Here is a 25,002-nt window from a genome sequence, read left to right as displayed (position 1 = left end):
TCAAAGATAAAAAACCAAGATATAAAAGATGTTAAAATGAATTAAATTTATCAGTCTAACTAACTATCTTTATGGTATGAAGCATCTGTCTAAACTTCCAAATATCGAGACTACCATTTTTACTGTAATGAGTGGTTTAGCAAATAAACATCAAGCTATAAATTTATCGCAAGGTTTTCCAAACTTTAAAAGCGATCAGAAACTGATTGATTTGGTTTCTAAGGCTATGAATTCTGGATATAATCAATATGCATTGATGCCTGGAAATATGGAATTGCGTGAAGCTATTGCTAAAAAGTTTGATCTGCTTTACGGAAGTTCTTACCATCCGGATTCTGAAATCACCATTACAGCTGGAGCAACCCAAGCGATTTACGATGTAATTTCGGCTTTTGTAAGACAAGATGATGAAGTGATAATTTTTAAGCCAGCTTACGATTGTTATGAACCATCTGTAAGAATTAATGGAGGAAAACCAGTTTCAATTCAATTGGAAGCGCCTAATTATCAAGTGATTTTGAATGAGGTGAAGCAGAAAATTACTGCAAAAACTAAAATGATTATCGTTAACACACCACATAATCCAAGTGGCACTATTTTTAGTGAAGCAGATATGTTGCAACTTCAAGAGCTTACAAAAAACACAAATATTATTGTGCTAAGTGATGAGGTTTATGAACATATTGTTTTTGATGGTGAAAAACACCAAAGCGTTTGTTTATTTCCAGACTTAAAATCTAGAAGTTTTATAACAGCATCTTTTGGAAAAACGTTTCATAACACAGGCTGGAAAACAGGCTATTGTTGTGGACCGAAAGCGTTGATGGAAGAGTTCAGGAAAATACATCAGTTTAATGTGTTTAGTGTAAACCATCCTGTACAGAAAGGCTTGGCAGATTACATGCAGGACCCGAATACATATTTAGAATTATCTGAATTTTTTCAGGAAAAGCGTGATTTGTTTTTGAGTCTAATTAAAGATTCTAGATTTAAATTTAAACCATCTCAAGGAACTTATTTTCAAGTATTGAATTATTCTGAGATTACTCAAGAATACGATGTAGATTATGCCAAGAAATTAACGATTGATTACGGTTTGGCATCCATCCCACTTTCTGTGTTTAATGACAATCAATTAGATAATAAAGTACTTCGTTTTTGTTTTGCTAAAACAGATGACACATTAAAGAAAGCAGCCATAGTTTTAAATAGGCTTTAAATTATTGATTTTTGTCTATTATGGCCTACTTTTTGAATGTTTATATTTAAATAAATATAAACTTATATATAATGAAAAAAATATTTTTAACTCTAATTTTGTTGGGATTAACCTATCACTTTAACGCTCAGGAAATAGGCATTAAAGAATTACATGAGCCAACTTTATTAAAATCTATAGACAATGAAAAAGCTACAGAAAAACATAAAAAAGAGCTAAAAAAGAGCCAGAATAATCAAAAAAAAGCTGAAAAGAGTCAAAAAAGAGCAGAAAAGGCTTTAAGAAAAAAAGAACAGGCACAAAAGGCTTTTAATAAGTCCAACAAAAAACTAGAAAATACTCAGAACAAATATGAGGCACTTAAGAATAAAGGAAAATTATCTCCTCTTGATGAATCAAAATGGCTTAAAAAAATAGAACGATTAAATACAGATAAAAAAAAGGCGGAAATAAAATTAAGAAAAGCTTAATATATGCAAGAATATCTTAAAATAGCACTTATTCAAACAGAATTGTTTTGGGAGAATCCTCAAAAAAACAGAACACATCTTACAGAAAAAATTGAAAGTATTTCAGAATCTGTTGATATTATTATTCTTCCCGAAATGTTTACATCTGGTTTTACTATGAAAGCAGAGAAAGTGGCAGAAACTATGTTTGGCGAAACCGTTGTTTGGATGCAAGAATTGGCTTTAAAAAAGCAAACAGCAATTATAGGAAGTATTATTATTTCAGAAAATAGCAATTTTTATAATAGGCTATTATTTGTGCATCCAAATGGTATTATAGAAACCTATGATAAGAAGCATACATTTACACTTGCAGGCGAAGACAAAGTCTATACAGCAGGAAAAAGTAAACTTTTGGTAAGCTATAAAGGCTGGAGAATTTGTCCACTTATTTGTTACGATTTGCGCTTTCCTGTTTGGGCAAGAAATGTGGAAGAATATGATGTTTTAATTTATGTAGCCAACTGGCCAAAAGTTAGAATAGCAGCTTGGGATGCGCTTTTAAAAGCAAGAGCTATAGAAAACATGAGTTATTGTATTGGTGTTAATCGTGTTGGAGAAGATGAAAATAACCATGAGTATTCTGGACATTCAGCAGTTTATGATGTTTTAGGAGAGAAATTAGATAATATTCCAGAGAATCAAGAATATATTGAAATAGTGACTTTAAATAAAGATCATATAAAAACCTACAGAGAAAAACTCAACTTTCTAAACGATAAAGATATATTTACAATAGAATGAAATCAATCGTATAATCGAAATTTGAACGCACTTCTTGTATTTCAGGGAAATAACTAATTTTTTCTGGTTGCTGCTTTTTGAGAAAATTCCCAGAATCGAATTTTTTGTTTTTATTAGTATCATGTACTACACGTATATAATACTTATTTGGCGTTATATATTTAAAATCGATAGGCTCATGTTTCCAAACAAATTGTTCCAATTTCACCTCTCCTTTATCATCTGTTAATTGAACAATCACTGGGTATTTTGCATTATTTAAATTAATTCTAATATTACCATAATCTGCATAAGTTTTAGTGCTTAAAGTGTAATTTATGGTGTCGTTTTTATTGCCAAAAAAATCAATAAATGCATCAGGTAGTATTTGAACGCTATATTTATTGCTTTCAGTTTTTTCAAAACTTAACGAATATGTATTTGCTAAAGAATCTAATTTTGATTTAAAAGATACATCTGTCGAATCTTTATCAAGTATGTTGATTTTGCCTTTTCTAATTTTATCAAAAGGAATGTTGGCTGAAATAATAAAGTCTTCTTCAAAATTGATAGTACCTGTTGGATTCCCTTTTATGATTAGAGAATCTCTTGGTTGCTCGCTAATTCTAACCTTAAAATCTTCATAGTAATTTTTATTTGTTACCTGAAATAACAAAGAGTCTGTGTTCTTAAAACGAGGGTTGTACCAGTAATTAAGAGAATCTGTTTTAGCATCTTTGGTTACTCTATATGAAAAATCTTGAGGGACTTCAGATGTTATTTTAATCTTCATGTTTTCATAATCTCCTTCAAAACCAAAAGCAATTTTTTCGCCAGAAATTAGTCTGGGATTTACAATTTTAGTATCTGCTTCTTCTTTAAATAATTTTAAGGTATAAAGTGAATCTGTAGGGACAGTAATTGGGTTTTTTAAAAAGCCAATTTTATCGCTTCTCTGTTGGTATTTGCTATCTTGGTTTTCATCTTTTAAAGCAATAAGCATATAGTTTCCTGCTTTAATATTATCTATAGAAAATGTGGTTGTACTATCTAGGGTATTAGTTATGTATTTTGGTTTTTTCTTATAAACAGTAGAATCTGTATAAGTTGAATCCATTTCGTATAACATAACCGAAACATATTCATCTGGTTTAAGTAGTGTAGCGTCAATAATATGTCCTTTTACAGAAAGAGAATCTATATAGTCTCCAGTTGAAAAAACATATCTATAATAAGGATACGGATTACTTTCGTTGTTATCAACAATACTATTTCCAAAATTAAAAGCATAAGTTGTATTTGCATCAAGAGTATCTGTAATTTTTATGGTAATGGTTTTACTTGCACTTCCAAGAGGCATTATTTCTGGTGCAGGATCCATTGGAGGCGAAATAATTAACTGCTTTTGTATGTTGTTAATTTTAATAAACTCGTCGAATGTTATTTTTATTTCCCTACCAGTAAAATTAGTTGAAAAATTTTCAGGTTCCGATTTAGTAATCATTGGAGGAGTTACATCTTTATCTCCACCACTTGGTCTTCCACGATTGGCGCAATTAGCTAAAAACAAACAAATAATAACTATAAATATGAAATTGTAAAAAGCTTTACTCATTTTTATTTTTTAAAGTTGTACAAAGAAACAATTTAATTCTCATTAACGAAACTAACATTAAGCTATTGCCATAGAAGCTACACTAATTTTAACATTATCTACTTTATTTAGTACTGCTATACACGCTTCCATGGTTGCGCCAGTTGTTATAATATCATCAACAAGTAAAACATGTTTATTATTAATTTTCTCTTTGTTTTGGATAGTAAATAATTCTTCGTTATTAACCCATCTGTTAAATCTATTTTTAGTGACTTGAGAAGATACATTGGTTATTTTTATCAATACATCGTCTACATATTCAACCTCTAATTGCTTTGCAATTTCTTGGGCAAATTTCGCAACTTGATTATAACCTCTTTTCTTTAATTTCTTTTTGTGTAAAGGTACAGGAATTACCATGTTAATGCTTTTATATTCGTTTACAGTTTTTAATTCTGCACCAAGCCATTTGCCCAAAAATAAACCAACATCTTCATGTCCTTTGTATTTTAAATTATGTATTAGTTGCTGGGTAATTCCTTTTTTTTCAAAACGCAATAAAGCTGTTGCGTGTTCAACTTTTGCACGACCATAAAAAGTTTTTAAAACGGTTTGATCTGAATCTAGATGGTAATCTGTTACAGGTAATTTATGTCTGCAATTTGTACAAACATAAGATTCGTTATCTCCTAATTGTAAATTGCATGCAAAACAGACTTTTGGAAAAAATAAATCAAGAATAGATTGAAGCATTTTTTTTGAATTTAACCTAAAGATATTAATTACAAATTAACTAATAATCAGTTTTTAAGGAAACAATTTTGGACTTCAACAATTTTTTTATCACTTCATCGATTAAAATAAAATAACATAATCATTATTTATAGTTTAGTGAGGTAAAATAAAAATTAAGATGATAGTTAACCCTCAATTATTTAACTACAGATTAATTATTGGTACATTGGTAATTGCAATTGTTGTACTAGGGTCTTATAGCTTTTCAAATTATAACTCTCTTAATAGTCATCAAGAATTTATTGAACAGGAAACATTACTTGTTCAAAATGAATTGAATGAAATGATTAAGAGTTATGATGACTTAAAGATAGACAACAATACCATTGAATTAGAATTAACAAGCACTAAAGCAGAATTACAAGCTGCTTTAGAGTCTTTATTAAATTCCAAACCAGATGTAACTTTAATTTCTAAGTACAAAAATCAAATAGTAACTCTTAAAAGAGAGCGAGCAAAGTTATTAGCTCAAACAGATTTTTTTCAGAAACAAAATTTGTCATTACAAGAAGAAATTACTTCTATTTCTGAAAAACTCAATTCGCAACAATCTCAATTTCTTAGTTTAGTCAAAGAAAATAAAAGACTTTCTCACACTATAGATGAAATGGTTGCTCTATCTGCTACAAATGTTAGTGCTATTGCATTAAACAATTTAAATTCCAGAACAGATATTAAAACAAATCGTATTAATAAACTTGACAACATTGAAGTTTGTTTAACACTTTTAAGTAATCAATATACACCAGTTGGGAATAAAAATATTTATGTACAGATTTTTGGACCAGACAATCAATTAGTTGTAGAAAGAGGTAATGTTAATTTTAAAGACGAATCTCTTAGTTACAGTGGAATGACAGTTGTAAATAATAATTACAGTAATATAGATGTATGCACAAAAATTAATGTAGACTCAAAAAAATCTATGAAAGAAGGCATCTATAATGTTATTGTTTATCAAGATAATTTGCCAATAGGAAATACAGAATTAGAACTTAATTAACTAACCAATTATATTTTTGTAAAAACCGTTCCATTAGTTGGAACGGTTTTTTATTTTTGCAGCATGGCAAACGACGATCAATTTAAAAAAGTAATCTCTCACGCAAAGGAGTATGGTTACGTGTTCCAGAGTAGTGAAATCTACGATGGACTTAGTGCAGTTTACGATTACGCACAAAATGGAGCAGAATTAAAGAAAAACATACGCGACTATTGGTGGAAAGCCATGGTGCAAATGAATGATAACATTGTAGGTATTGACTCTGCAATTTTCATGCATCCTACTATTTGGAAGGCCTCAGGACATGTCGATGCTTTTAACGATCCATTGATTGATAATAAAGATTCCAAAAAACGTTACAGAGCAGATGTTTTAATTGAAGACTATTGTGCTAAAATTGAAACTAAAATAGATAAAGAAGTATCAAAAGCTGAAAAGCGTTTTGGTGATACTTTTAATAAAGCTGAATTTGTTTCTACAAATCCTCGTGTTGTAGGCTATCAAGAAAAAATAGAAAGCATTCTTACCAGAATGGGAAAATCTTTAGGAGCTGAAGATTTAGCAGATGTTAAAGCTCTTATTGAAGAACTAGAAATAGCAGACCCATTAACTGGTTCTAAAAACTGGACAGACGTTAAACAATTTAACTTAATGTTTGGAACCAAGCTTGGTGCAAGTGCAGAACATGCTATGGATTTATATTTACGTCCAGAAACAGCTCAAGGTATTTTTGTTAATTTTTTAAACGTTCAGAAAACTGGACGCATGAAAATTCCTTTCGGAATTGCTCAAACAGGAAAAGCTTTTAGAAATGAAATAGTAGCAAGACAGTTTATTTTTAGAATGCGCGAGTTTGAACAAATGGAAATGCAATTTTTTATCAAACCTGGAACACAAAAAGAATGGTTTGACTATTGGAAAGAAACTAGAATGAAATGGCACTTATCTCTTGGTTTAGGTGAAGAAAATTACCGTTTTCATGACCATGAAAAATTAGCTCACTATGCAGATGCTGCAACTGATATCGAGTTTAAATTTCCATTTGGTTTTAAAGAATTGGAAGGTATTCATTCCAGAACCGATTTCGATTTAAAACAACACGAAGAATTCTCAGGTAAAAAATTACAATATTTCGACCACGAAGATAACGCAAGCTATACACCTTATGTGCTTGAAACATCTATTGGTTTGGACAGAATGTTCTTAGCAATATTTTCAAATGCTCTAGTTGAAGAAGAATTAGACAATAATACTACCAGAACAGTTTTAAAATTACCAGCTGTTTTAGCTCCAGTAAAAGCTGCTATTTTACCATTGGTTAAAAAAGATGGTTTACCAGATATTGCAAAACAGATTGTAGAAGATTTAAAATGGGATTTCAATGTAGATTACGATGAAAAAGATGCTGTTGGAAGACGTTACAGACGTCAAGATGCTAACGGAACACCATTTTGTATTACTGTAGATCACGACACTTTAGAAGACAACACTGTAACTATTCGTCATCGAGATACTATGGAACAAAAACGTGTGAAAATTGCAGATTTAAAAGATATTATTAAAGCTGAGGTTGATGTGAAACATTGGTTGATGAAAATGAAATAAAAAATGTCACACTAAGCTTGTCGAAGTGCAACATGAGTCTATCTGCCTTTACAAAGAATCTTTAAAAATAAAACTCCCAAGCTAATTTAGTTTGGGAGTTTTATTTTTTTAATCTAATTTATATCGAAGTAATCGCAAGGCATTTATTACAACAACTATGGTTGAACCTTCATGAAAAAGTACAGCTAAGCCAATATTGGTAAGTCCTAAAATAGTAACAGGAACTAACAAAGCAACCACTCCTAAACTTATAAAAATATTTTGTTTTATAATACGTTTAGATTCTCTGCTTAAACCAATAACAAAGGGAAGTCTTTCAATTTTATCAGACATCAAGGCAACGTCTGCAGTTTCTAGAGCCACATCGCTTCCTGCTGCTCCCATAGCTACACTAACTGTGCTTAAAGCCATTGCTGGAGCATCGTTAACACCATCGCCAACCATGGCTATTTTTTTATCTTCTTTTAGAAGTTTTTTTATAACTGCAACTTTGTCTTCTGGGAGTAAATTACCTTTGGCTTCGGTTAAACCTATCTGTTTTGCTATGGTGTCTCCTACATTTTGGTGATCTCCAGTGAGCATAATCATTCGTTTGATGCCAATTTCTTTTAATCGCTTCAAAGTGCTTACTGCTGTTTTTCTTGGAACGTCCATGACGCTAATCAAACCAATAATATCATTTTTAAATGCTACAAGCATCACAGTATGTCCTTGTTCCAATAAATCATTCATTTTAGAAGTGATGGAATCTTCAACCGAAATACCTTCGTCTAGCATAAGTAAAGTATTTCCAATAAATACACTTTCATTTTCATAAATAGCTTGAATGCCTTTTCCTTGAATGGCATTTATTTCAGAAGCATTTCCTAAATAATCAATGTTATATTTTTCCATAAGATCTTTAGAAATTGCTTTAGCTAGTGGATGATTGCTTAAACTTTCAACCTCTAAAACTAATTGTACAAAGTCTGTTTCTTTAAAACCTTTAAAAGTAATAACGTTAGTTAGCTTAGGTTTACCTTCGGTAAGCGTTCCAGTTTTATCGAAAGCAATAGTTGTAATCATGCCTAAATCTTCCAGAGCTTTTCCACCTTTTATTAAAACCCCTTTTTGCGCAGCTCTAGCAATTCCACTTAAAACTGCACTTGGAGTAGAAATAGCCAAAGCACAAGGACTTGCTGCTACTAAAACTGTTATGGCTCGATACAAACTCTCTTGAAATGATTCGTCTATAATAAGATGCGCAAAGCACAAAATACTAACTAATAATATAACAATAGGCACATAAATTTTTTCGAACTTCTTTGTAAGACGTTGGGTTGGCGACTTCTGTGTTTCAACTTCGCTTACCATTTTAATTAAACGAGCAACTGTTGAATCTTTACTTAGCTTTAATACCAGAACCTCAATATGGCCATCTCCATTAATAGTTCCAGTAAATGCAATATGAGTTTTGTCAATATCTTTAAAATCTGGTAAATTTTCAATACTTGGAATAGCCATTTTGTCCACAGGCATGCTTTCTCCAGTAATTGGAGCCTGATTAATACTGCTACTACCTGCTATAATAACACCATCTGCTGCAATTTTTGTGTGAGGCTGTACAACAATAACATCGTTTATTTTTAATTGATCTATTGGTGTTTCTACTAGTTTCCCATCTTCTTTTACAAGTGCAGTATTTGGCGATAAATCGCCTAAAGCTTCAATAGATTTTGTAGCCTTGTTCATGGCATAACTTTCTAAAGCATGGCCTAAACTAAACAGAAATAATAGCAATGCACCTTCTGCCCAACTACCAATATAAGCAGCTCCAATAGCAGCAGCAATCATTAAAAAATCGATATCGAAGCCACCTTTAGACATTTTTTGAGTTGCTTCAATACTTATAAAGTAGCCACCAAAAAAGTAAGCAATGATATAACTCGATTGATAAACCCAAAAAGACCCCAGATTTGTTTTTTCGAATGCAAATCCAAGAATTAAAAAGACACCACAAAGAATTGAAAAATAGAGTTCTGTTTTCTTTCCAAAAATGCCACCATGTTCGTGATTATGAGTATTCTCTTTGTGTTTATTCATACAATTCTAATTAATGGTCGTGACCTCCACCTCCTTCATTTAGTAGCATATATGTGCCTTTTGTTAAAATTTGCTTGTCATTTAGAGCATCTATGTTTAAAATTTCAACAAAAGCTTCTGTTTCGTTTCCTTTTTCAATTTTAACTTTTTCCAAATGAAATTCTGTTTCAGTTTCATTTTTTAAAACTAATACATAAAATTCATTTTCTAGATTAATAATAGCTTCTTTAGGTAAAGCTGAACTTTTACGGCTTTTAACTAAAATTTCAGCTTCCACAAACATACCAACAATAAAGTTTGTTTGTGTATTATCAATATGCCCATGAACCTTTACTCGTCTACTTTTTTCGTCTATTGTTGTTCCAACCAAATGAACTTCTGCAACAAAAGTTTTGTTTGAAGCTTCTGGGATTGTAAATAGAATGTCTTGGTCTTTTTTAATTTTTAAAATGTCTTTTTCAAAAATAGAAAGTTCTAAATGTATGTGGTCTGTATCTACTATTTCCATAATAATATCTGCAGGAGAAACATACGTGCCATTACTAACATTTACTTTTGTAACATGGCCTTCTATTGGAGCATATATATTAATGGTTGAAGAAATATGTCCTTGTTCAACAGAAATGGGATTTATATGCATCATTTCAAGTTTTTTACGCAAACCATTGTAATGAGCTAAATTACTTTTATAAGTGCTTTCGGCTTTTAAGAAGTTTTTTTCTGAGGTGATGTTTTCGTCGAATAAGGTTTTTTGTCTGGTAAACTCAGATTTTAAATAGTTTAATTGTTCGGCAACTTCTAAATAGTTTTGTTGTATTTCTACATATTCAGTATTTTCAAGAGTTACCAATAATTGTCCTTTCACCACTTTATCTCCAACCAATAATGGTGTTTTGGTAATATAACCTCCAAAAAAAGATGTGACACTAGACTTGTTATGAGGAGGAACATCTATCATGCCATTGGTTTTTACGGTTTCGTTAAATTCTTGTTCTGTAAGCGAACCAAAAGCCATTTTTTCACCTTTAAATTGTTCTTTGGTAATGTCTATTTCATTTGAGCCTGTTTGAATTTCTTCAACAGTTTCTATGTTTTTTTCTGAATTTCCACAGGCTATTAAAACCAATGAAAATATAAGGATATATAGGTTTTTCATTTTTTATAAAATTAAATAATTGATAGCAATTATTGTTTGATTGTATGTGTTTAAATTATCGAGATACGTAAGTACTATTTCTTTAGCTGTTTCAATACTTTGTATGTATTGAAAGAAATCAATTTCACCTTCTTTAAAAGTTCTTTCTGCAGTTTTTACTATTTCTTCTGAAAGCTTTTTCCCTTGACTATTATAATAATTTATAGCTTCTTCATTCTGCTGAAGCTTCGCCAAAAGTGATTGATATTCTGTGTTTAGTTTTACTTTATAATCTTGCTCTTGTTCTTCTATAATTTCTTGAGCTATTATTGAGGCTTTAATTTTAGAGTTATGTCCTTTAAAAAATAAGGGTAATTTAAGTCCGAATTGGTAGCCTATTAAATTTTGATTTAACCCACTATTAGACCCTTGAAAATATTCTGCGTTTAAATCGGGAAGTAAACTTTGTTTTTCTTTTACTATTAAAGCTTTGTAATAGTTTTTAGAATCTTCAAAATATAGTAAACCAACATTTTCTTTTGGAGTAATACCTTGTAATTCTAATTTTATTAAAGGTTCATCAACTATAATAAGTGTATCTGTTTGTATTACTTTTTTTAATTGCTCTTTAGCTAAGACAATATCTTGCAAAGCTTGTTTATAGAGAGTTTCCAATTGCTTTTGTTTAGATTGAGCAGTTATCATTTCTAAATAATTAGTTTCACCTAATTCGAAACGACGTTCAGCAGATTTAGCAAAATTTTGATATAAACTATCTAAAACCTGATAAGTTTTTGCTTTATTCTTAGCATAACTTAATTGATAATATCCAGCGTACACATCCTTTTTTAAGTTTTGAAGTGTTATGTTATACTTAGATGTTTGCATTTGGTATTGTGCATTGTTAACTTTTTTTTCAGCAAAATAAACGGTTGGAAATTTAAAGTCTTGCGAAATGCCAAAGGTGTTTAATGGCCTATTGTTTTGCCCCAAATTACTTTCGTCATAACTGTAATAAACAGATGTTTTATCGAAAGTAAAAGCGCTACCAATAAGAGATTCAGCTTCATCTACTTTTAATGAAGAGGCTTTCAAACCCGAATTATTGTTAATTGCAAGTTCTAAAGCTTGATTGATATCTATTGGACTTTGTTGTGCACTTAACCCAAATGATATTAGTAAAACAGCTATTGAGACAATTCCTTTTTTATTCATTTTAAGTTCTTTTTTTTGTTCAGCCCAAGCATACAAAACAGGAAGTACCACAAGGGTTAAAATAGTTGCACTAACCAAACCACCAATAACAACAGTTGCTAAAGGACGTTGGACTTCGGCTCCTGCATTAGTAGATATTGCCATAGGTAAAAATCCAAGTGCTGCAGCTGCTGCTGTTAGTAAAACTGGTCTTAAACGCTCGCTTGTGCCACGTTTTATGCGTTCCTCAATATTTTTAACACCTTGCTCTTTCAGCTCTTTAAAATGTTCAATAAGTACAATGCCATTTAATACAGCAATACCAAATAAGGCTATAAAACCAACTCCTGCCGAAATACTAAAAGGTAAATCTCTAAACCATAATAAAAGGATACCTCCAACAGCCGAAAGTGGAATAGCAGAATAAATAAGTAAGGCGTCTTTTGCCGAATTGAAAGCAAAATAAAGTAGCACAAAAATGAGCACTAAAGCTATAGGAACGGCAATCATTAAGCGTGCTTTGGCACTTTGTAAGTTTTCGAATTGCCCTCCATAAGTGATACTGTATCCAGCAGGAAGTTTTAATTTACTGTCTATAATTTTTTGTACATCGTCCACAACAGATTGTAAATCTCTATTTCTAACATTGATGCCTACAACAACACGTCGTTTAGTATCGTCTCTAGATATTTTTGCTGGACCAGTTGTATAGGTAATATCAGCCAATTCGCTTAAAGGAATTTTTCCTTCGTTATTAGGTAAATCAACATACAAATTTTCAAGGCTTTCAAGATCTTTTCTATGTGCTTCTTCTAAGCGAATAACTAAATCAAAACGTTTTTCGCCTTCAAAGACAGAGCCAACAGCATCACCTGAAAACCCCATTGTAATTATTTGATTTAAATCGGCAATATTTAAGCCATATCTGGCAATCTTACTTCGGTTGAATTTAACGCTCATTTGTGGTAAACCTTCAACCTTTTCTATGATGATATCTGAAGCGCCTTCAACATTTTCAATAAGACTTTTAATTTCATTAGCTTTATTGGCAAGAACAGTTAGATCTTCACCAAAAATTTTAATAGCAACATCTGCACGAACACCAGTAATTAACTCATTAAAGCGCATTTCTATTGGTTGTGTAAATTCAACTTCCATTTCAGGAATAACTTCTAATGCTTCTTTAAACTTATCTGCCAATTCGTCTTTGCTAGAAGCATTAATCCATTCATCTTTAGGTTTTAGTTTTATAATAACATCGCTTTCTTCCATAGACATTGGATCTGTAGGAACTTCGGCAGCTCCAATTCTACTAACTACTTGTTCTACTTCAGGGAAATTATCTAATAAGATTTGCTCGATTCTTGTAGTAATTTCTATGGTTTTGCTTAGTGATGTTCCGGTTTTTAAAACAGGTTGTATTACAAAATCGCCCTCATCTAAAGTTGGTACAAATTCACCTCCCATTCTACTAAAAATCCAAATACTTGAAGCTAATAAAATAACCGAAAGTGAAATAACGATTCTTTTGTTTAACAAGGCCCAATTAATTATTGGTTTGTAGACTTTGTTTAAATAAGCCATGAGCCTTACAGATATATTTTTATCACTTTGAATGCTAGGTTTTAAAAACATAGAAGAAATTACTGGTACATATGTTAAACAGAAAATCATGGCTCCAATTAGTGCAAAACTAAAAGTCATTGCCATAGGTTTAAACATTTTTCCTTCAATGCCACTTAACGATAATATTGGAATAAAAACAATTAATATAATAAGCTGTCCAAAGATGGCAGAATTCATCATTCTAGACGAACTTTTTAAAGTAATGGTATCAATATCTGCTTGTTGGTCTTTTTTAGAGAGCGAGGTAATTTTAGCACTTTGAGCCGTAATTTGGAAGGCAATATATTCAACAATAATTACTGCTCCATCGATTATAATTCCGAAATCGATAGCTCCAAGACTCATTAAATTAGCATCGACTCCAAAGAGATTCATTAAGGAAATAGCAAATAGTAAACTTAAAGGAATTACAGAAGCTACTACTAGCCCAGAACGCCAATTACCTAATAATAATACGACTACAAAAATTACTATGAGAGATCCTAAAATTAGATTTTCGGCAACGGTAAATGTGGTCTTATTTATTAACTCACTTCGCTCTAAAAACCCATTTATATAAACACCTTCTGGCAGTGAATTTTGTATCGATTTTATGCGATCTTTTACATTGTCTATTATTTGTTTTGAGTTACCATCTTTAAGCATCATTATTTGCCCAAGAACTTTTTCTCCTTCACCATTTCCTGTAATGGCTCCAAACCTTGTAGCATTTCCAAAACCTACTTTAGCAACATCTTTGATAAAAATGGGAACATCATTGTTTTTAACAACAATATTTTCAATATCTGCTAAGCTACCTACTAAACCTTCACCACGAATAAAAAAGGCTTGATTAGTTTTTTCAATATAACCTCCACCAGCAACACTATTATTTTTTTCTAAGGCATCATAAATTTCCGAAATAGAAATCTGCATGGCATGAAGTTTCTTAGAATTAATAGCAACTTCGTATTGTTTTAAATAGCCTCCCCAAGTATTCACTTCAACGACTCCTGGAATTCCAGACAATTGGCGTTTTACAATCCAATCTTGGATGGTTCTTAAATCGGTAATAGAATAGTTGTCTTTAAATTCAGGTTTAACATCTAATATGTATTGGTAAATCTCTCCCAAACCAGTAGTTATTGGTCCCATTTCTGGAGAGCCAAAACCTTCAGGAATTTTCTCGGAAGCAGACTTAATTTTCTCTGCGATTAATTGTCTAGGTAAATAAGTTCCTAAATCATCTTCGAAGACAATGGTTACTACTGAAAGGCCAAACTTTGAAACTGAACGAATTTCTACAACTCCAGGTAAATTAGCCATTTCTAACTCGACTGGATAAGTAATAAATTGCTCTACATCTTGAGTCGATAAATTTCTAGAAGTTGTAATAACTTGTACTTGATTGTTGGTAATATCTGGAACGGCTCCAATAGGAATTTGAGTAATGGAGAATATTCCAAAACCAGCAACAAAGACCATGAAGAGAAGAATAATGAGTTTATTCTTTAAACTGAATTTGATTATATGTTCTAACATAATTCATTGTATAAAATGGATTAAGCTATTAAGAAATAGCTAATAAATTTGATTTTACTGCAATTGAATTATGCGAATTTTGGAGGCTGGAAAACAGAAGATTTTTCGAATAAAGAAGAAGATTCTTTATAATAGAAGTTACAAGGAATTTCAATAAATGGTTGGTATTCCAAAGTAAAATTTAATGTTGGCAGAGTAAATGCAGCATTAGTATGAGCACATGTTTGATGTTGATGCTTGAAGGGTAAATCTTCATGTTCTTCATGATTGTTGCCATGAGCAAACTTAGATTCTCCATAGTGTTCAGATATAAAATCTAAAAAAGAATCGCCATAATTTTCTTGATGATATTCTGCATGTTCTAACAACACGCTTAGTTTTGAAAAGTCTTCAAAACTAAAATTGAAACTTTGTACAAGAATCAAGAAAGAATATGTTATGGCTATTAGCTTGTTCATTTACATTACAAAGCTACGAAAAATTATTGCTTAAAACGTAACATAAGTTACATGTACTAAAAGTAGGCTTTTAATTGAATACTTCCGGTATGAATAACCTTACTGGTTTCGCTTTTTCTACCAAGATAGTTGAGGTTTAAATCTAGAAAGGACGTAATTTTCTTTTGTGCTAATAAACTCCATGTGTAATTTTTTCCAGGTTGTAAACCTTCCATCATTTGATAAGCAACAGGTGAGTTTGAATTTCCAATAAAATCGTTTGAAAAGTAATTAAACTCTCCAATTATAGACATTTTTTGAAAGTTAGTAAATGAAAAGGAGACGCCATAGTTTTGTTGTTTTAAAGTTTCTAAACCACCTATGGTATTCTTTTTACTAGTGTATTGATAAAACACATCAAAACGTGTAAAATCGTTTAATAAATAAGATAGCTTTGGGTTGACATTTGCGCCATCTATATTATAATTTTTGCTAGCAAAATTTTCGCTAATACTCTCTGTATTATTTAAGCTTGTCTGGAAATTTATCAACCAGTTTAGTGCAAATTTATGATTGAATTGTAAAATGTGGTTTATTAACGAATTTTCAATATAGCCAACGGTTAGAATATTTCGAGTGTCGTTTTTTAAGAACGTATAAGAGGTTGTATAATGTTGCTTACCTCGATTAAAGAACAAGACATTTCTAAAATTAAGTTGGAGTCCTAATTCGGTGTCTGGATCACTTTTAAATGGATTTAAATTAATATCGTTTCCTTCACGTTTATTTTTTCTGTCAACAATATAAGATGTTTGATTGTATAAATGAGATAAGACTTTTTTCATACCACTAACTTCACTCGACCATTGTTGTGGATTGATTGTTAATGTCTGGCTTAATCTATTTTGATGGGTTTTAATAAATACTTGGTTAGGCAGTAATACACGAATATATTTTCCTTGATCTTGAAATTGTGCAATTTCAAACTCTTCTAATTCCTGAATACCATTTCCGTTATAATCTATCCATGTGTAATTTCCTTGTCCTGGCTCTACTTCAACAAAGGTAAAATCTTGTTGAGGCAAGGTTCCAGAATTTGTTTCGTAAACAGTATTCCATAAGAAAAACTGTTTAATAAAGCGTTGACTATATTGTATTCTAGAATTTAAAGATTGTTCGTTTTCTATAGTTTTATCTGAATTGTTTAATATTCTATAATTTGCATAAAGCGATAAATTTGTGCGCTCGTTTTGAATAATTCTAGAATCAACATAGTAGGTGTTAGAAGAGTTTACTTTTGTTAATAGATTGTTTCTAATACTATCGTTTACACGAAATTTATAGCCAATTTCAGCAAAAACACTGGTACTATCTCCAATTCCTGTAAAGACTTCGTAAGATTTATATTTTTGACTATTTGGTAAAAAGGCTTCTGTTTCCTTTTCTTTGTCTTGGTTATCTTCCATAGCCAACTTTGTTCCAGTCCAACCATGTTTATAGCTATAAGTTATTAAGTTATAAGTTCTAAAAAACGTCGAATTATTTGTTGTCGAGGTGGTGTTTAACAAACTTGATTGCGAAACAATTTGCCATTTATTAAGCATTAAATTGGCTGAAACAATATGTCTATTTCCATTAAAGTTTTTAGAATAGTTTAAGTATTCAAACTGGTAACTAGCTATACCTTTTTGGTTATGGAAAGCTTGAGCACCAGTTTTTATAAATGTTTGAGTGCCTAAACTAGTTGCAGTTGTTGGACTTGTTGTACTACCTAGATTCCAATCTCTATTAAATTCGGCATTGTAAATTCTTTGAATAGATCTAAAATCTTCTTGAATATAATCAGTATCAGCAAAAGCGCTTAAGTTCCAAAGACTATCATTTTTAATGATAGCTTGATTAACTCTAAGTTTTCCAGCAAAACCATCATTATTATCATCATCAATAGTTGAAAATAAATTTAAATCGTTTTTACTTCCAGCAACTTCAAAATCAATACTTGTTTTTTCTGAAGGCTTATAAGCTCCATTTACAATTGCCATTTGTAATTTAGTAGGAGCTACCAATTGTATTATAGGTTCGTAATTACCTTGAGGTACACCAGCAATAGGTTCAATATATTCGAAAATGGTATTAATGGCATCATTACTACTTATAATGTAATTTCCAAGATTATCTCCAACCAAAGTAAAACGAGCACTATATAATTCATCGTCTGGATTGTTAGAAAAAACAAGAGCTTCAACACCATTAATAATTTCTTTTTTATAAAGAATTCTATTTTCGTTATAGGCTTCAGGTGTAATGGAAGGTGCTACCATTTTGGTTCTATCGTCTCCAGCTTCAGCTAAAGTTTCAACTTGTTCGGCAGATAAATTTTGTTGTAAAGGGTTGTTTTTTGAATCACTTTCACTATAAATAGAGGCACCAACAATTAAATTTTCACTTTCGTATCTACCTCCACCAAAAACTACTAAACGCGAATAATTTCTATCGCTATATTGGTAATCTACAGTCACTCTCATTTCGGATGTAACAGGAAAAGTAGCGTTGAAAATAATTTCACCTGCATTATAATCAATTATATAATCGTTGTATTCACCACGTTCTAAAGCAATACCATTAACATAAACTGTTTCACTTCCAGAGACTATAAGCACGTATAATTCTTCGTTTGGACCTTTTAATTTATAAGGACCTTGATTTCCTTCTTGAGCTGTAAACTGGCTGGTTGTAAATTGACCTCTAACTAAAGCACCAGAGGCAAATAAATTGGTGCTTGATTCTGGATGATGTAAAGTTGCACCTATGGATAAACCTTGTACACGTTTCGAAAAGTTTCCATAGTAAGAATAAGGGTTTGCTAAATCAATATCTCCAGCACGAATCTTCCAGTTATCACTAAAAAGTTCAATAAAAACCTGATCAAATTCATCTAATCTTTGCGAATAACCACTTTCTTGTAAAGGTACATTAGCATCTTGTATAGAAGCTCTTAAAGACACTTTCTCACTTAATTTTCCCGTAATTTGTAAGTCTAATTCGCTATTTAAAACTGAATTTTGATTATTACCAATTACAACACCTCTAGAAATACTACCAGAAGTTGAAAGACCATCGAAAGGAGTAAATGTCTTTTTCTCACTTGGTTGAGAAAGTTTATAAAGTTTTGCAAGATTTCCTGTATTCTCTACAATAATACTATCGCTTATTTGTCTATAGGTTTTGGTTAAGTATTCAGGATATTTTAAATAATTAACAATTAATGAATCTGTTTCAATAGGTTTCTTAATTGTTAAAATAGCATTTTCAAAATCAATATCATAAAAGGAAGTATCAACAAAAGAACTGTCTTTTTTTTTAAGAGTAAAAAAGTTTGAATTAATACTAACACTATCAATAACAATAGAATCTCTAACAGCAACTGTTTTAGTTCTGTAATTAGAATTTTGATCTTGAGCAAATGCACAAACACCAAAGAGAAGTATCATTAATTGGAGTATTAACTTCATGAAGTAGTAAACTACATATCAATAAAAATATTTTGTTGATAGCTTTTGTTAAAACGTTTTTAAATTAATAGTGTAAATGTAAAGCATTATTTATTTTAGCTGAAATTCTTATATCATTAAAATGAAAATCATTTCTTATAATGTTAATGGCATTCGTGCAGCACTAAATAAAGGCTTTATTGCTTGGCTAAAAGCAGCAAGCCCAGATGTTATTTGTTTGCAGGAGATTAAAGCAATGGAAGAGCAGTTGGATTTAAGTTTATTTGAAGAAGCTGGTTACAAATACCATTATTGGTTTAGTGCGCAAAAAAAAGGCTATAGTGGTGTTGCTATTTTAAGCAAAACAAAACCCAATCATGTAGAATTTGGGACAGGAATAGAATCTATGGATTTTGAAGGTAGAAATATTCGAGCAGATTTCGATGGTATTTCAGTAATGAGTTTATATCTGCCATCAGGAACTAATGATGCTAGATTACAACACAAGTTTGATTATATGGATATGTTTCAAGACTTTGTAAATAAGTTGCGAAAAAAGATTCCAAATCTAATTATCTGTGGCGATTACAATATTTGTCACGAAGAGATAGATATTCATAACCCAAAAATGAAAGGTGTTTCAGGTTTTTTACCAGAAGAAAGAGAGTGGCTCGGAAATTTTATTGACAGTGGTTTTATTGACTCTTTTCGCTATTTACATCATGAAAAACAAGAGTATAGCTGGTGGAGTTATCGCGCAAATTCTAGGGCGAATAATAAAGGTTGGCGTTTAGATTATGCTATGGTAGCAAAGCCGTTACAAGAAAAAATAAAAAGAGCCGTTATACTTTCGGAAGCAGTACATAGTGACCATTGTCCTATTTTAGTTGAAGTAGAAAATAAAAATTAATAAAAATGAAAAAATACATTTTATACACCTTAACCTTTGGAGTTTTATTATCATCTTGTGTTTCACCTAAAGTTTATAAAGACTTAGAAAGCAAGTACGGAGTTTTAAAAGATGAAAATAAACAATTAGCTGAAGAAAACGAAAGCTTATTAAACGCTAAAAATACTGCAGAAAACGAGTTAAGTCAATTGCGAGATGCCTATAACGAAGCTATAGCAGATCGAGACAAAATACAAGGAGATTATAATGCGACTAAAGCAAACCTAGATAACTTAAAAGCATCTTATGAAGCCTTAGAAAAAAACAGCTCTTCAGCAATTGCAGAAAATGTTCAGAAAAACAAAGAATTGTTAGCACAATTAGAAGCTAAAGAAAACGCACTAGAAGCAGAAAATGCTAGATTAGAAGCTTTGAAAACAGAATTAGAAGCACGTTCAAATCGTGTGGTTGAATTAGAGAGTATGATTGCTGCCAAAGATGCAGCCATGACTGAACTAAAAAATGCTATCTCAAGAGCCTTAATAGATTTTGAAGGTAAAGGATTAACAGTAGAACAAAGAGACGGAAAAGTATATGTGTCCATGGAAAACAAACTGTTATTCCAATCTGGAAGTTGGGCTGTTGGAGTAGAAGGAAAAAAAGCCGTTAAACAATTAGGAAGCGTACTTGCTGATAATCCAGATATTAATGTGCTTATAGAAGGACATACGGATAATGTGCCTTATTCAGGAAACGCAACCTTATCTGGTAACTGGGATTTATCTACCAAGCGTGCAACTGCTATTGTAGAAATATTAAGAGAAAATGCTAATATTAATCCAGAAAGTTTAACTGCTGCAGGAAGAGGAGAATATGCTCCAATTGCAACAAACGAAACTGCTGAAGGTAAAGCAAAAAACAGACGTATTGAGGTTATTTTAACTCCAAAGTTAGACGAAATCACTAAATTGCTAAACAAAGAATAATAAATCATTTTGCTTTATATGAAAAACCTTTTTTGGATTGTACTTACCCTATTTATTGTTGCGTGTTCAAACAATTCTAAAAAGGATTCGTATGTTGAAAAAGATCAAATAAAATCGGTTCATAAAGATGGTTATATTGGAGACACTCAATGTGTTTCTTGCCATAAAGATGCAGTTGATTCTTGGAAAGGCTCAGACCATGATTTAGCAATGCAAATTGCTGATGAAACGACAGTACTTGCAGATTTTAATAATGTAAGTATAACACTAGATGGTGTGTCTTATTTTTTTACAAGGAATAATGAAGATTATATTGTTCAGGTTAAAGAGATAGATGGAAGTGAGATAGAATATAAAATTTCTTACACTTTTGGAGTAACACCATTACAGCAATATATAGCAGATTTCGATAATGGAAAAAAGCAAGTATTAAGAGTTACTTGGGATGTAATTAATAAAAAATGGTATCATCAATATCCTGGAGATAAATTCAGTCCACATGATTGGATGCATTGGACAAAAAGTTCACAGAATTGGAATACCATGTGTGCCGAATGTCATTCAACCAATTTAAAAAAGAATTATATAGTTGAGGAAGATGCATTTAACACAACATATTCTTATATAAATGTAAACTGCGAAAGTTGTCATGGTCCAGCCGAACAGCATGTTAACTGGGCAAATACAATTCAAGACACTTTAGATAATAAAAAATATATCTTATCAGGAAAATCACAATTCAATCAAATGAATATGTGTGCGCCTTGTCATTCCAGAAGGTCTAAATTAACTCAAAACATGATTCCTGGTAAATATTTTGAAGACCAATATTTGCTTCAAAGTTTATCTGATGAATTTTATCATGGAGATGGTCAAATAGATCAAGAAGATTATGTGTTTGGTTCTTTTGTTCAAAGTAAAATGTACCATAATGATGTTACATGTACTGATTGTCATGATGCTCATACTTTAAAATTAAAAGAAGTTGGAAATAATTTGTGTATGCAATGTCATGAGCCAAAATATGATACGCCTTCACATCATTTTCATACACAAAATACAGAAAGTTCTCAATGTATAAATTGCCATATGACAGGTGTAACTTATATGGGAGTTGATTATAGAAGAGATCATAGCTTTAGAGTTCCAAGACCAGACCAAAGTGTTACTTATGGCACTCCAAATGCTTGTAATACGTGTCATAACGATAAGTCGAATAAATGGGCTGCAAATAAAGTGGTAGAATGGTATGGGACAAAGAGACAGGAGCATTTTTCCGATGCTTTGTTGTTGAGCAATCGTGATAATATTTCAGATAAAGAACGTGAATCTTTAGATGTATTTATTAACGATTTAAACTTTCCAGCTATAGCAAGAGCAACTATTATTGATAATATAGAAATTACCAAACCACAAGATTTTGAAGCTATACTTAAAGGGTTAGAAGACCCTTCACCTTTAGTTAGATTTCATAGCTTACAAAAATTTGATGCATTTAGTTTGCAAGACAGATTGGGAATAGCTCTAAAACATGCTAACGATACAACTAAACTAGTTAGAATTGGAGCAGCAAAACTATTATTGGGAGTAGATATAAATACACTTACAGATATAGATGTAAGTGGACTAAAAAAATCTAGAAACGAACTTGAAGAGATGTTAAATAGTAATGCTGATTTTTCGTTAGGAAGAATGCAGTTGGCAGATTATTATTTACAAAATAATGATATTAATAACGCCATAAAGCATTATAAAGTGGCTTTGCAAAAAGATAGCTTATTAATCCCAGCTTATTCTAATCTAGCGTCTGCCTATAGTCTAAATGGGCAACCAGAAGAAGCGTTAAGCATTTTAAATATATCAATATCAAAACAACCAGATTTAGCCAGAACATATTATCTAAGAGCTTTGCTATATTTTGAAATTCAACAACCTGAATTAGCTGTTAAAGATTTAAATCAAGCAATTAAATTAGAGCCATCGAACACAAGGTCAATGTATAATTTAGCTACTTATTATTATCAGAATAAAAATCTTTCTGAAGGTGAAAAAACCATTAAAAAAGCATTGAAGCTTGAAAAAAATAATCAAGATTATAAATATTTATTGGCGTTAATTTATCAAGAACAAGGTAAGATTAATGAAGCTCAAATAATCATGCAAGAGCTTAATGCAAATCAATAAAATTTTTAAACTCTTTTCAATTGAAAAATTAAAATGAAATATACCACTTTACCAAATACAGATATTAAAGTAAGTAAACTTTGCTTAGGAACAATGACCTGGGGAAACCAAAACACCCAAGAAGAAGGTTTTGCTCAAATGGATTTAGCAACAGATAAGGGTATTAATTTTTTTGACTGTGCCGAATTGTATCCAGTCCCTGCAACTGCAGAAACATATGCTAAAACAGAAAAAATTATAGGAAATTGGTTTGAAAAAACAGGAAAAAGAGACAAAATAGTTTTGGCTACAAAAATAGCAGGACCAGGAGACTATACAGCGCATATAAGAACAAATGGATTTAGTAATGTAGCTTTGCATGATGCCGTTAATAATAGTTTAAAAAGACTTAAAACAGACTATATAGATTTGTATCAGCTTCATTGGCCAGAGAGACAAACTAATACCTTTGGAATAAGAGACTATAAGCATCATTCTGAAGATAGATGGCAAGATAATTTTAATGAGATTCTTCATTCATTAAAAGAAATTATTAAGGAAGGAAAAATTAGACACATAGGAATTTCAAACGAAAAAGCTTGGGGAACCATGCGTTATTTAGAAGAATCTAAGAAAAACAATTTGCCTCGAGTAAGAACCATTCAAAATGCCTATTCCTTATTAAATAGAGTTTTTGAAGGCGACATGGCAGAAATTTCAATGCGAGAGAGCATAGGGTTATTGGCTTATTCGCCAATGGCATTTGGCGTGTTATCTGGAAAATATATAAAAGGAATTGCAGCAAATAATTCTAGATTAAAACTATTTCCAAGGTTTGCAAGATATAGTTCCGAACAATCTACTCAAGCTACCAAGCTATATCTAAAATTAGCTGAAGAACATAATTTATCTCTAGCACAAATGGCATTAGCTTTTGTAACGCAACAACCGTTTGTTACAAGTAATATTATTGGAGCAACAACTTTAGAACAGCTAAATGAAAATATTGAAAGCATCCATATTGCTCTAAGTCAGGACATTATAGATTCAATTAATGAGGTGCATACTGTAATTCCGAACCCTTCTCCTTAATAAATATATTTTTTTCAACTTCACTTCAGCGAAAAAAAAGCACATTTTGACAAATAAAGATAACCTGACAGTAATAAAACTATAGTTTTTATCTACTTTAGGCTTCCTATTTATTTCCAAATCTTGGTCCCAAATTTATTTTATTGATGATTTTACTATTATATAGTATTTTCTATTAGCCTAGTTTTTTAATTTAAATAACTAACAATAATTTATCATTAAAATGAAAAAAATTACACTTTCACTTTTATTTGGGATTATATCTTTCTTCGGATTTTCTCAAATAGGATTAGTAGAAAATTTCGACGCAGGATTAACCCTACCTCCAGGTTGGAGTGGTGCAGGTTATTCAGGATCCGTTTTTCAACCTTGTAGTGTGGTGTCTGTTAGAGCCAACTTAAGTGCTACAAATTTAACAGATGACTTAATATCGCCTAATATTGTTGGAGAGTCTAATGGAACAGATTTAACAGTTGCTTTCGACTATAAAATTGTTGATTGGTCTGCTGCTGTAGACCCTACTCCTCCAGGTTGGGGAGAATTGAATATTCAATATTCTACAAATAATGGTGGTACTTGGACTACAATGGGTGCTGTTAATGATATAAATCATGTAACTTCAAATACGTGTGCTAATATAAGTTTTGTATTACCTGCAGCAAGTATACCAGCAGGTTCCGATTTTAAATTAAGATTTGAAAATAATTATTTTTCTGGAGATTACTATTTTTATATAGATAATGTAACAGCATCACAAGTTGTGGTAGATCCACCATCTTGTTCTGCTTTAATGAATCCTCTTAATGGAGCTACAGGTGTAGCAATTACCGAAAATTTGAGTTGGCAAGCAGCCACTGGAATTCCTCAAGGATATACTCTTTCTGTAGGAACTACACCAGGAGGAACAGATATAGTAAATAACTTGGATGTAGGTT

General features: G+C 31.2%; 16 protein-coding genes and 1 pseudogene. 10 read left to right on the top strand and 7 right to left on the bottom strand.

Features of this window, described 5'->3' with window-relative positions; translation table 11 throughout:
* Positions 1–76 precede the first annotated feature (76 nt).
* From LX78_RS00085 to LX78_RS00075, 3 genes are all read left to right on the top strand, one after another.
* Complete coding sequence (locus tag LX78_RS00085; RefSeq protein WP_109680611.1) at positions 77–1,219, top strand: methionine aminotransferase; 1,143 nt, start codon at positions 77–79, stop codon at positions 1,217–1,219.
* Positions 1,220–1,290: 71 nt separating this feature from the next.
* Positions 1,291–1,689, top strand: coding sequence for a hypothetical protein (locus tag LX78_RS00080; RefSeq protein ID WP_109680610.1), 399 nt, complete (start codon positions 1,291–1,293; stop codon positions 1,687–1,689).
* A gap of 3 nt (positions 1,690–1,692) precedes the next feature.
* Positions 1,693–2,472 (top strand): amidohydrolase, encoded by a 780-nt coding sequence (locus LX78_RS00075; protein ID WP_109680609.1) that lies wholly within the window; start codon positions 1,693–1,695, stop codon positions 2,470–2,472.
* Here LX78_RS00075 and LX78_RS00070 read toward each other — a convergent pair.
* Positions 2,459–4,066, bottom strand: a complete 1,608-nt coding sequence (locus LX78_RS00070; RefSeq protein WP_170109772.1) for an Ig-like domain-containing protein — start codon at positions 4,064–4,066, stop codon at positions 2,459–2,461. The genes LX78_RS00075 and LX78_RS00070 overlap by 14 nt on opposite strands.
* 57 nt (positions 4,067–4,123) lie before the next feature.
* Positions 4,124–4,801 (bottom strand): ComF family protein, encoded by a 678-nt coding sequence (locus tag LX78_RS00065; protein ID WP_109680608.1) that lies wholly within the window; start codon positions 4,799–4,801, stop codon positions 4,124–4,126.
* 160 nt (positions 4,802–4,961) lie between these two features.
* Between LX78_RS00065 and LX78_RS00060 the strand changes: the two genes are divergently transcribed.
* Positions 4,962–5,846, top strand: a complete 885-nt coding sequence (locus LX78_RS00060; protein WP_109680607.1) for a coiled-coil domain-containing protein — start codon at positions 4,962–4,964, stop codon at positions 5,844–5,846.
* A 63-nt stretch (positions 5,847–5,909) separates the two neighbouring features.
* Complete coding sequence (locus tag LX78_RS00055; RefSeq protein WP_109680606.1) at positions 5,910–7,451, top strand: glycine--tRNA ligase; 1,542 nt, start codon at positions 5,910–5,912, stop codon at positions 7,449–7,451.
* Positions 7,452–7,559: 108 nt separating this feature from the next.
* Here LX78_RS00055 and LX78_RS00050 read toward each other — a convergent pair whose 3' ends face one another.
* The 5 genes from LX78_RS00050 to LX78_RS00030 all read right to left on the bottom strand — a co-directional run bounded on the left by LX78_RS00050 (position 7,560) and on the right by LX78_RS00030 (position 18,958).
* Positions 7,560–9,533, bottom strand: a complete 1,974-nt coding sequence (locus tag LX78_RS00050; RefSeq protein ID WP_109680605.1) for a heavy metal translocating P-type ATPase — start codon at positions 9,531–9,533, stop codon at positions 7,560–7,562.
* Positions 9,534–9,543: 10 nt separating this feature from the next.
* On the bottom strand, positions 9,544–10,689 hold the full coding sequence (locus LX78_RS00045) for an efflux RND transporter periplasmic adaptor subunit (protein ID WP_109680604.1): 1,146 nt from the start codon (positions 10,687–10,689) through the stop codon (positions 9,544–9,546).
* A gap of 3 nt (positions 10,690–10,692) precedes the next feature.
* Positions 10,693–15,009, bottom strand: a complete 4,317-nt coding sequence (locus LX78_RS00040; protein ID WP_109680603.1) for a CusA/CzcA family heavy metal efflux RND transporter — start codon at positions 15,007–15,009, stop codon at positions 10,693–10,695.
* A gap of 68 nt (positions 15,010–15,077) precedes the next feature.
* A complete protein-coding gene (locus tag LX78_RS00035) occupies positions 15,078–15,467 on the bottom strand; it encodes a hypothetical protein (protein WP_109680602.1) in 390 nt (129 codons plus the stop codon).
* A gap of 56 nt (positions 15,468–15,523) precedes the next feature.
* The gene (locus tag LX78_RS00030; RefSeq protein ID WP_109680601.1) at positions 15,524–18,958 is read right to left on the bottom strand and encodes a hypothetical protein; all 3,435 of its coding nucleotides are present in this window, start codon (positions 18,956–18,958) and stop codon (positions 15,524–15,526) included.
* Positions 18,959–19,079: 121 nt separating this feature from the next.
* On the opposite strand from LX78_RS00030, the gene LX78_RS00025 reads away from it, so the two are divergent.
* The 5 genes and pseudogenes from LX78_RS00025 to LX78_RS00005 all read left to right on the top strand — a co-directional run.
* Entirely contained in the window at positions 19,080–19,847 is a 768-nt protein-coding gene (locus LX78_RS00025; protein ID WP_109680600.1) for an exodeoxyribonuclease III, read from the top strand.
* Between the two features lie 5 nt (positions 19,848–19,852).
* Positions 19,853–20,812, top strand: a complete 960-nt coding sequence (locus tag LX78_RS00020; RefSeq protein ID WP_109680599.1) for an OmpA/MotB family protein — start codon at positions 19,853–19,855, stop codon at positions 20,810–20,812.
* Positions 20,813–20,830: 18 nt separating this feature from the next.
* The gene (locus LX78_RS00015; protein WP_109680598.1) at positions 20,831–22,996 is read left to right on the top strand and encodes a tetratricopeptide repeat protein; all 2,166 of its coding nucleotides are present in this window, start codon (positions 20,831–20,833) and stop codon (positions 22,994–22,996) included.
* 33 nt (positions 22,997–23,029) lie between these two features.
* Positions 23,030–24,067: an aldo/keto reductase gene (locus LX78_RS00010; protein ID WP_109680597.1), complete on the top strand. Its 1,038-nt coding sequence runs from the start codon at positions 23,030–23,032 to the stop codon at positions 24,065–24,067.
* Between the two features lie 223 nt (positions 24,068–24,290).
* Positions 24,291–25,002 (top strand): annotated as a pseudogene (locus tag LX78_RS00005) (hypothetical protein); the annotation flags it as partial.

It is taken from the genome of Xanthomarina spongicola (assembly GCF_003148645.1).
Taxonomy (GTDB): Bacteria; Bacteroidota; Bacteroidia; order Flavobacteriales; family Flavobacteriaceae; genus Xanthomarina; species Xanthomarina spongicola.
Note: the sequence above shows the minus strand (reverse complement) of the source record. Positions and strands in the feature narration are given on the sequence as shown.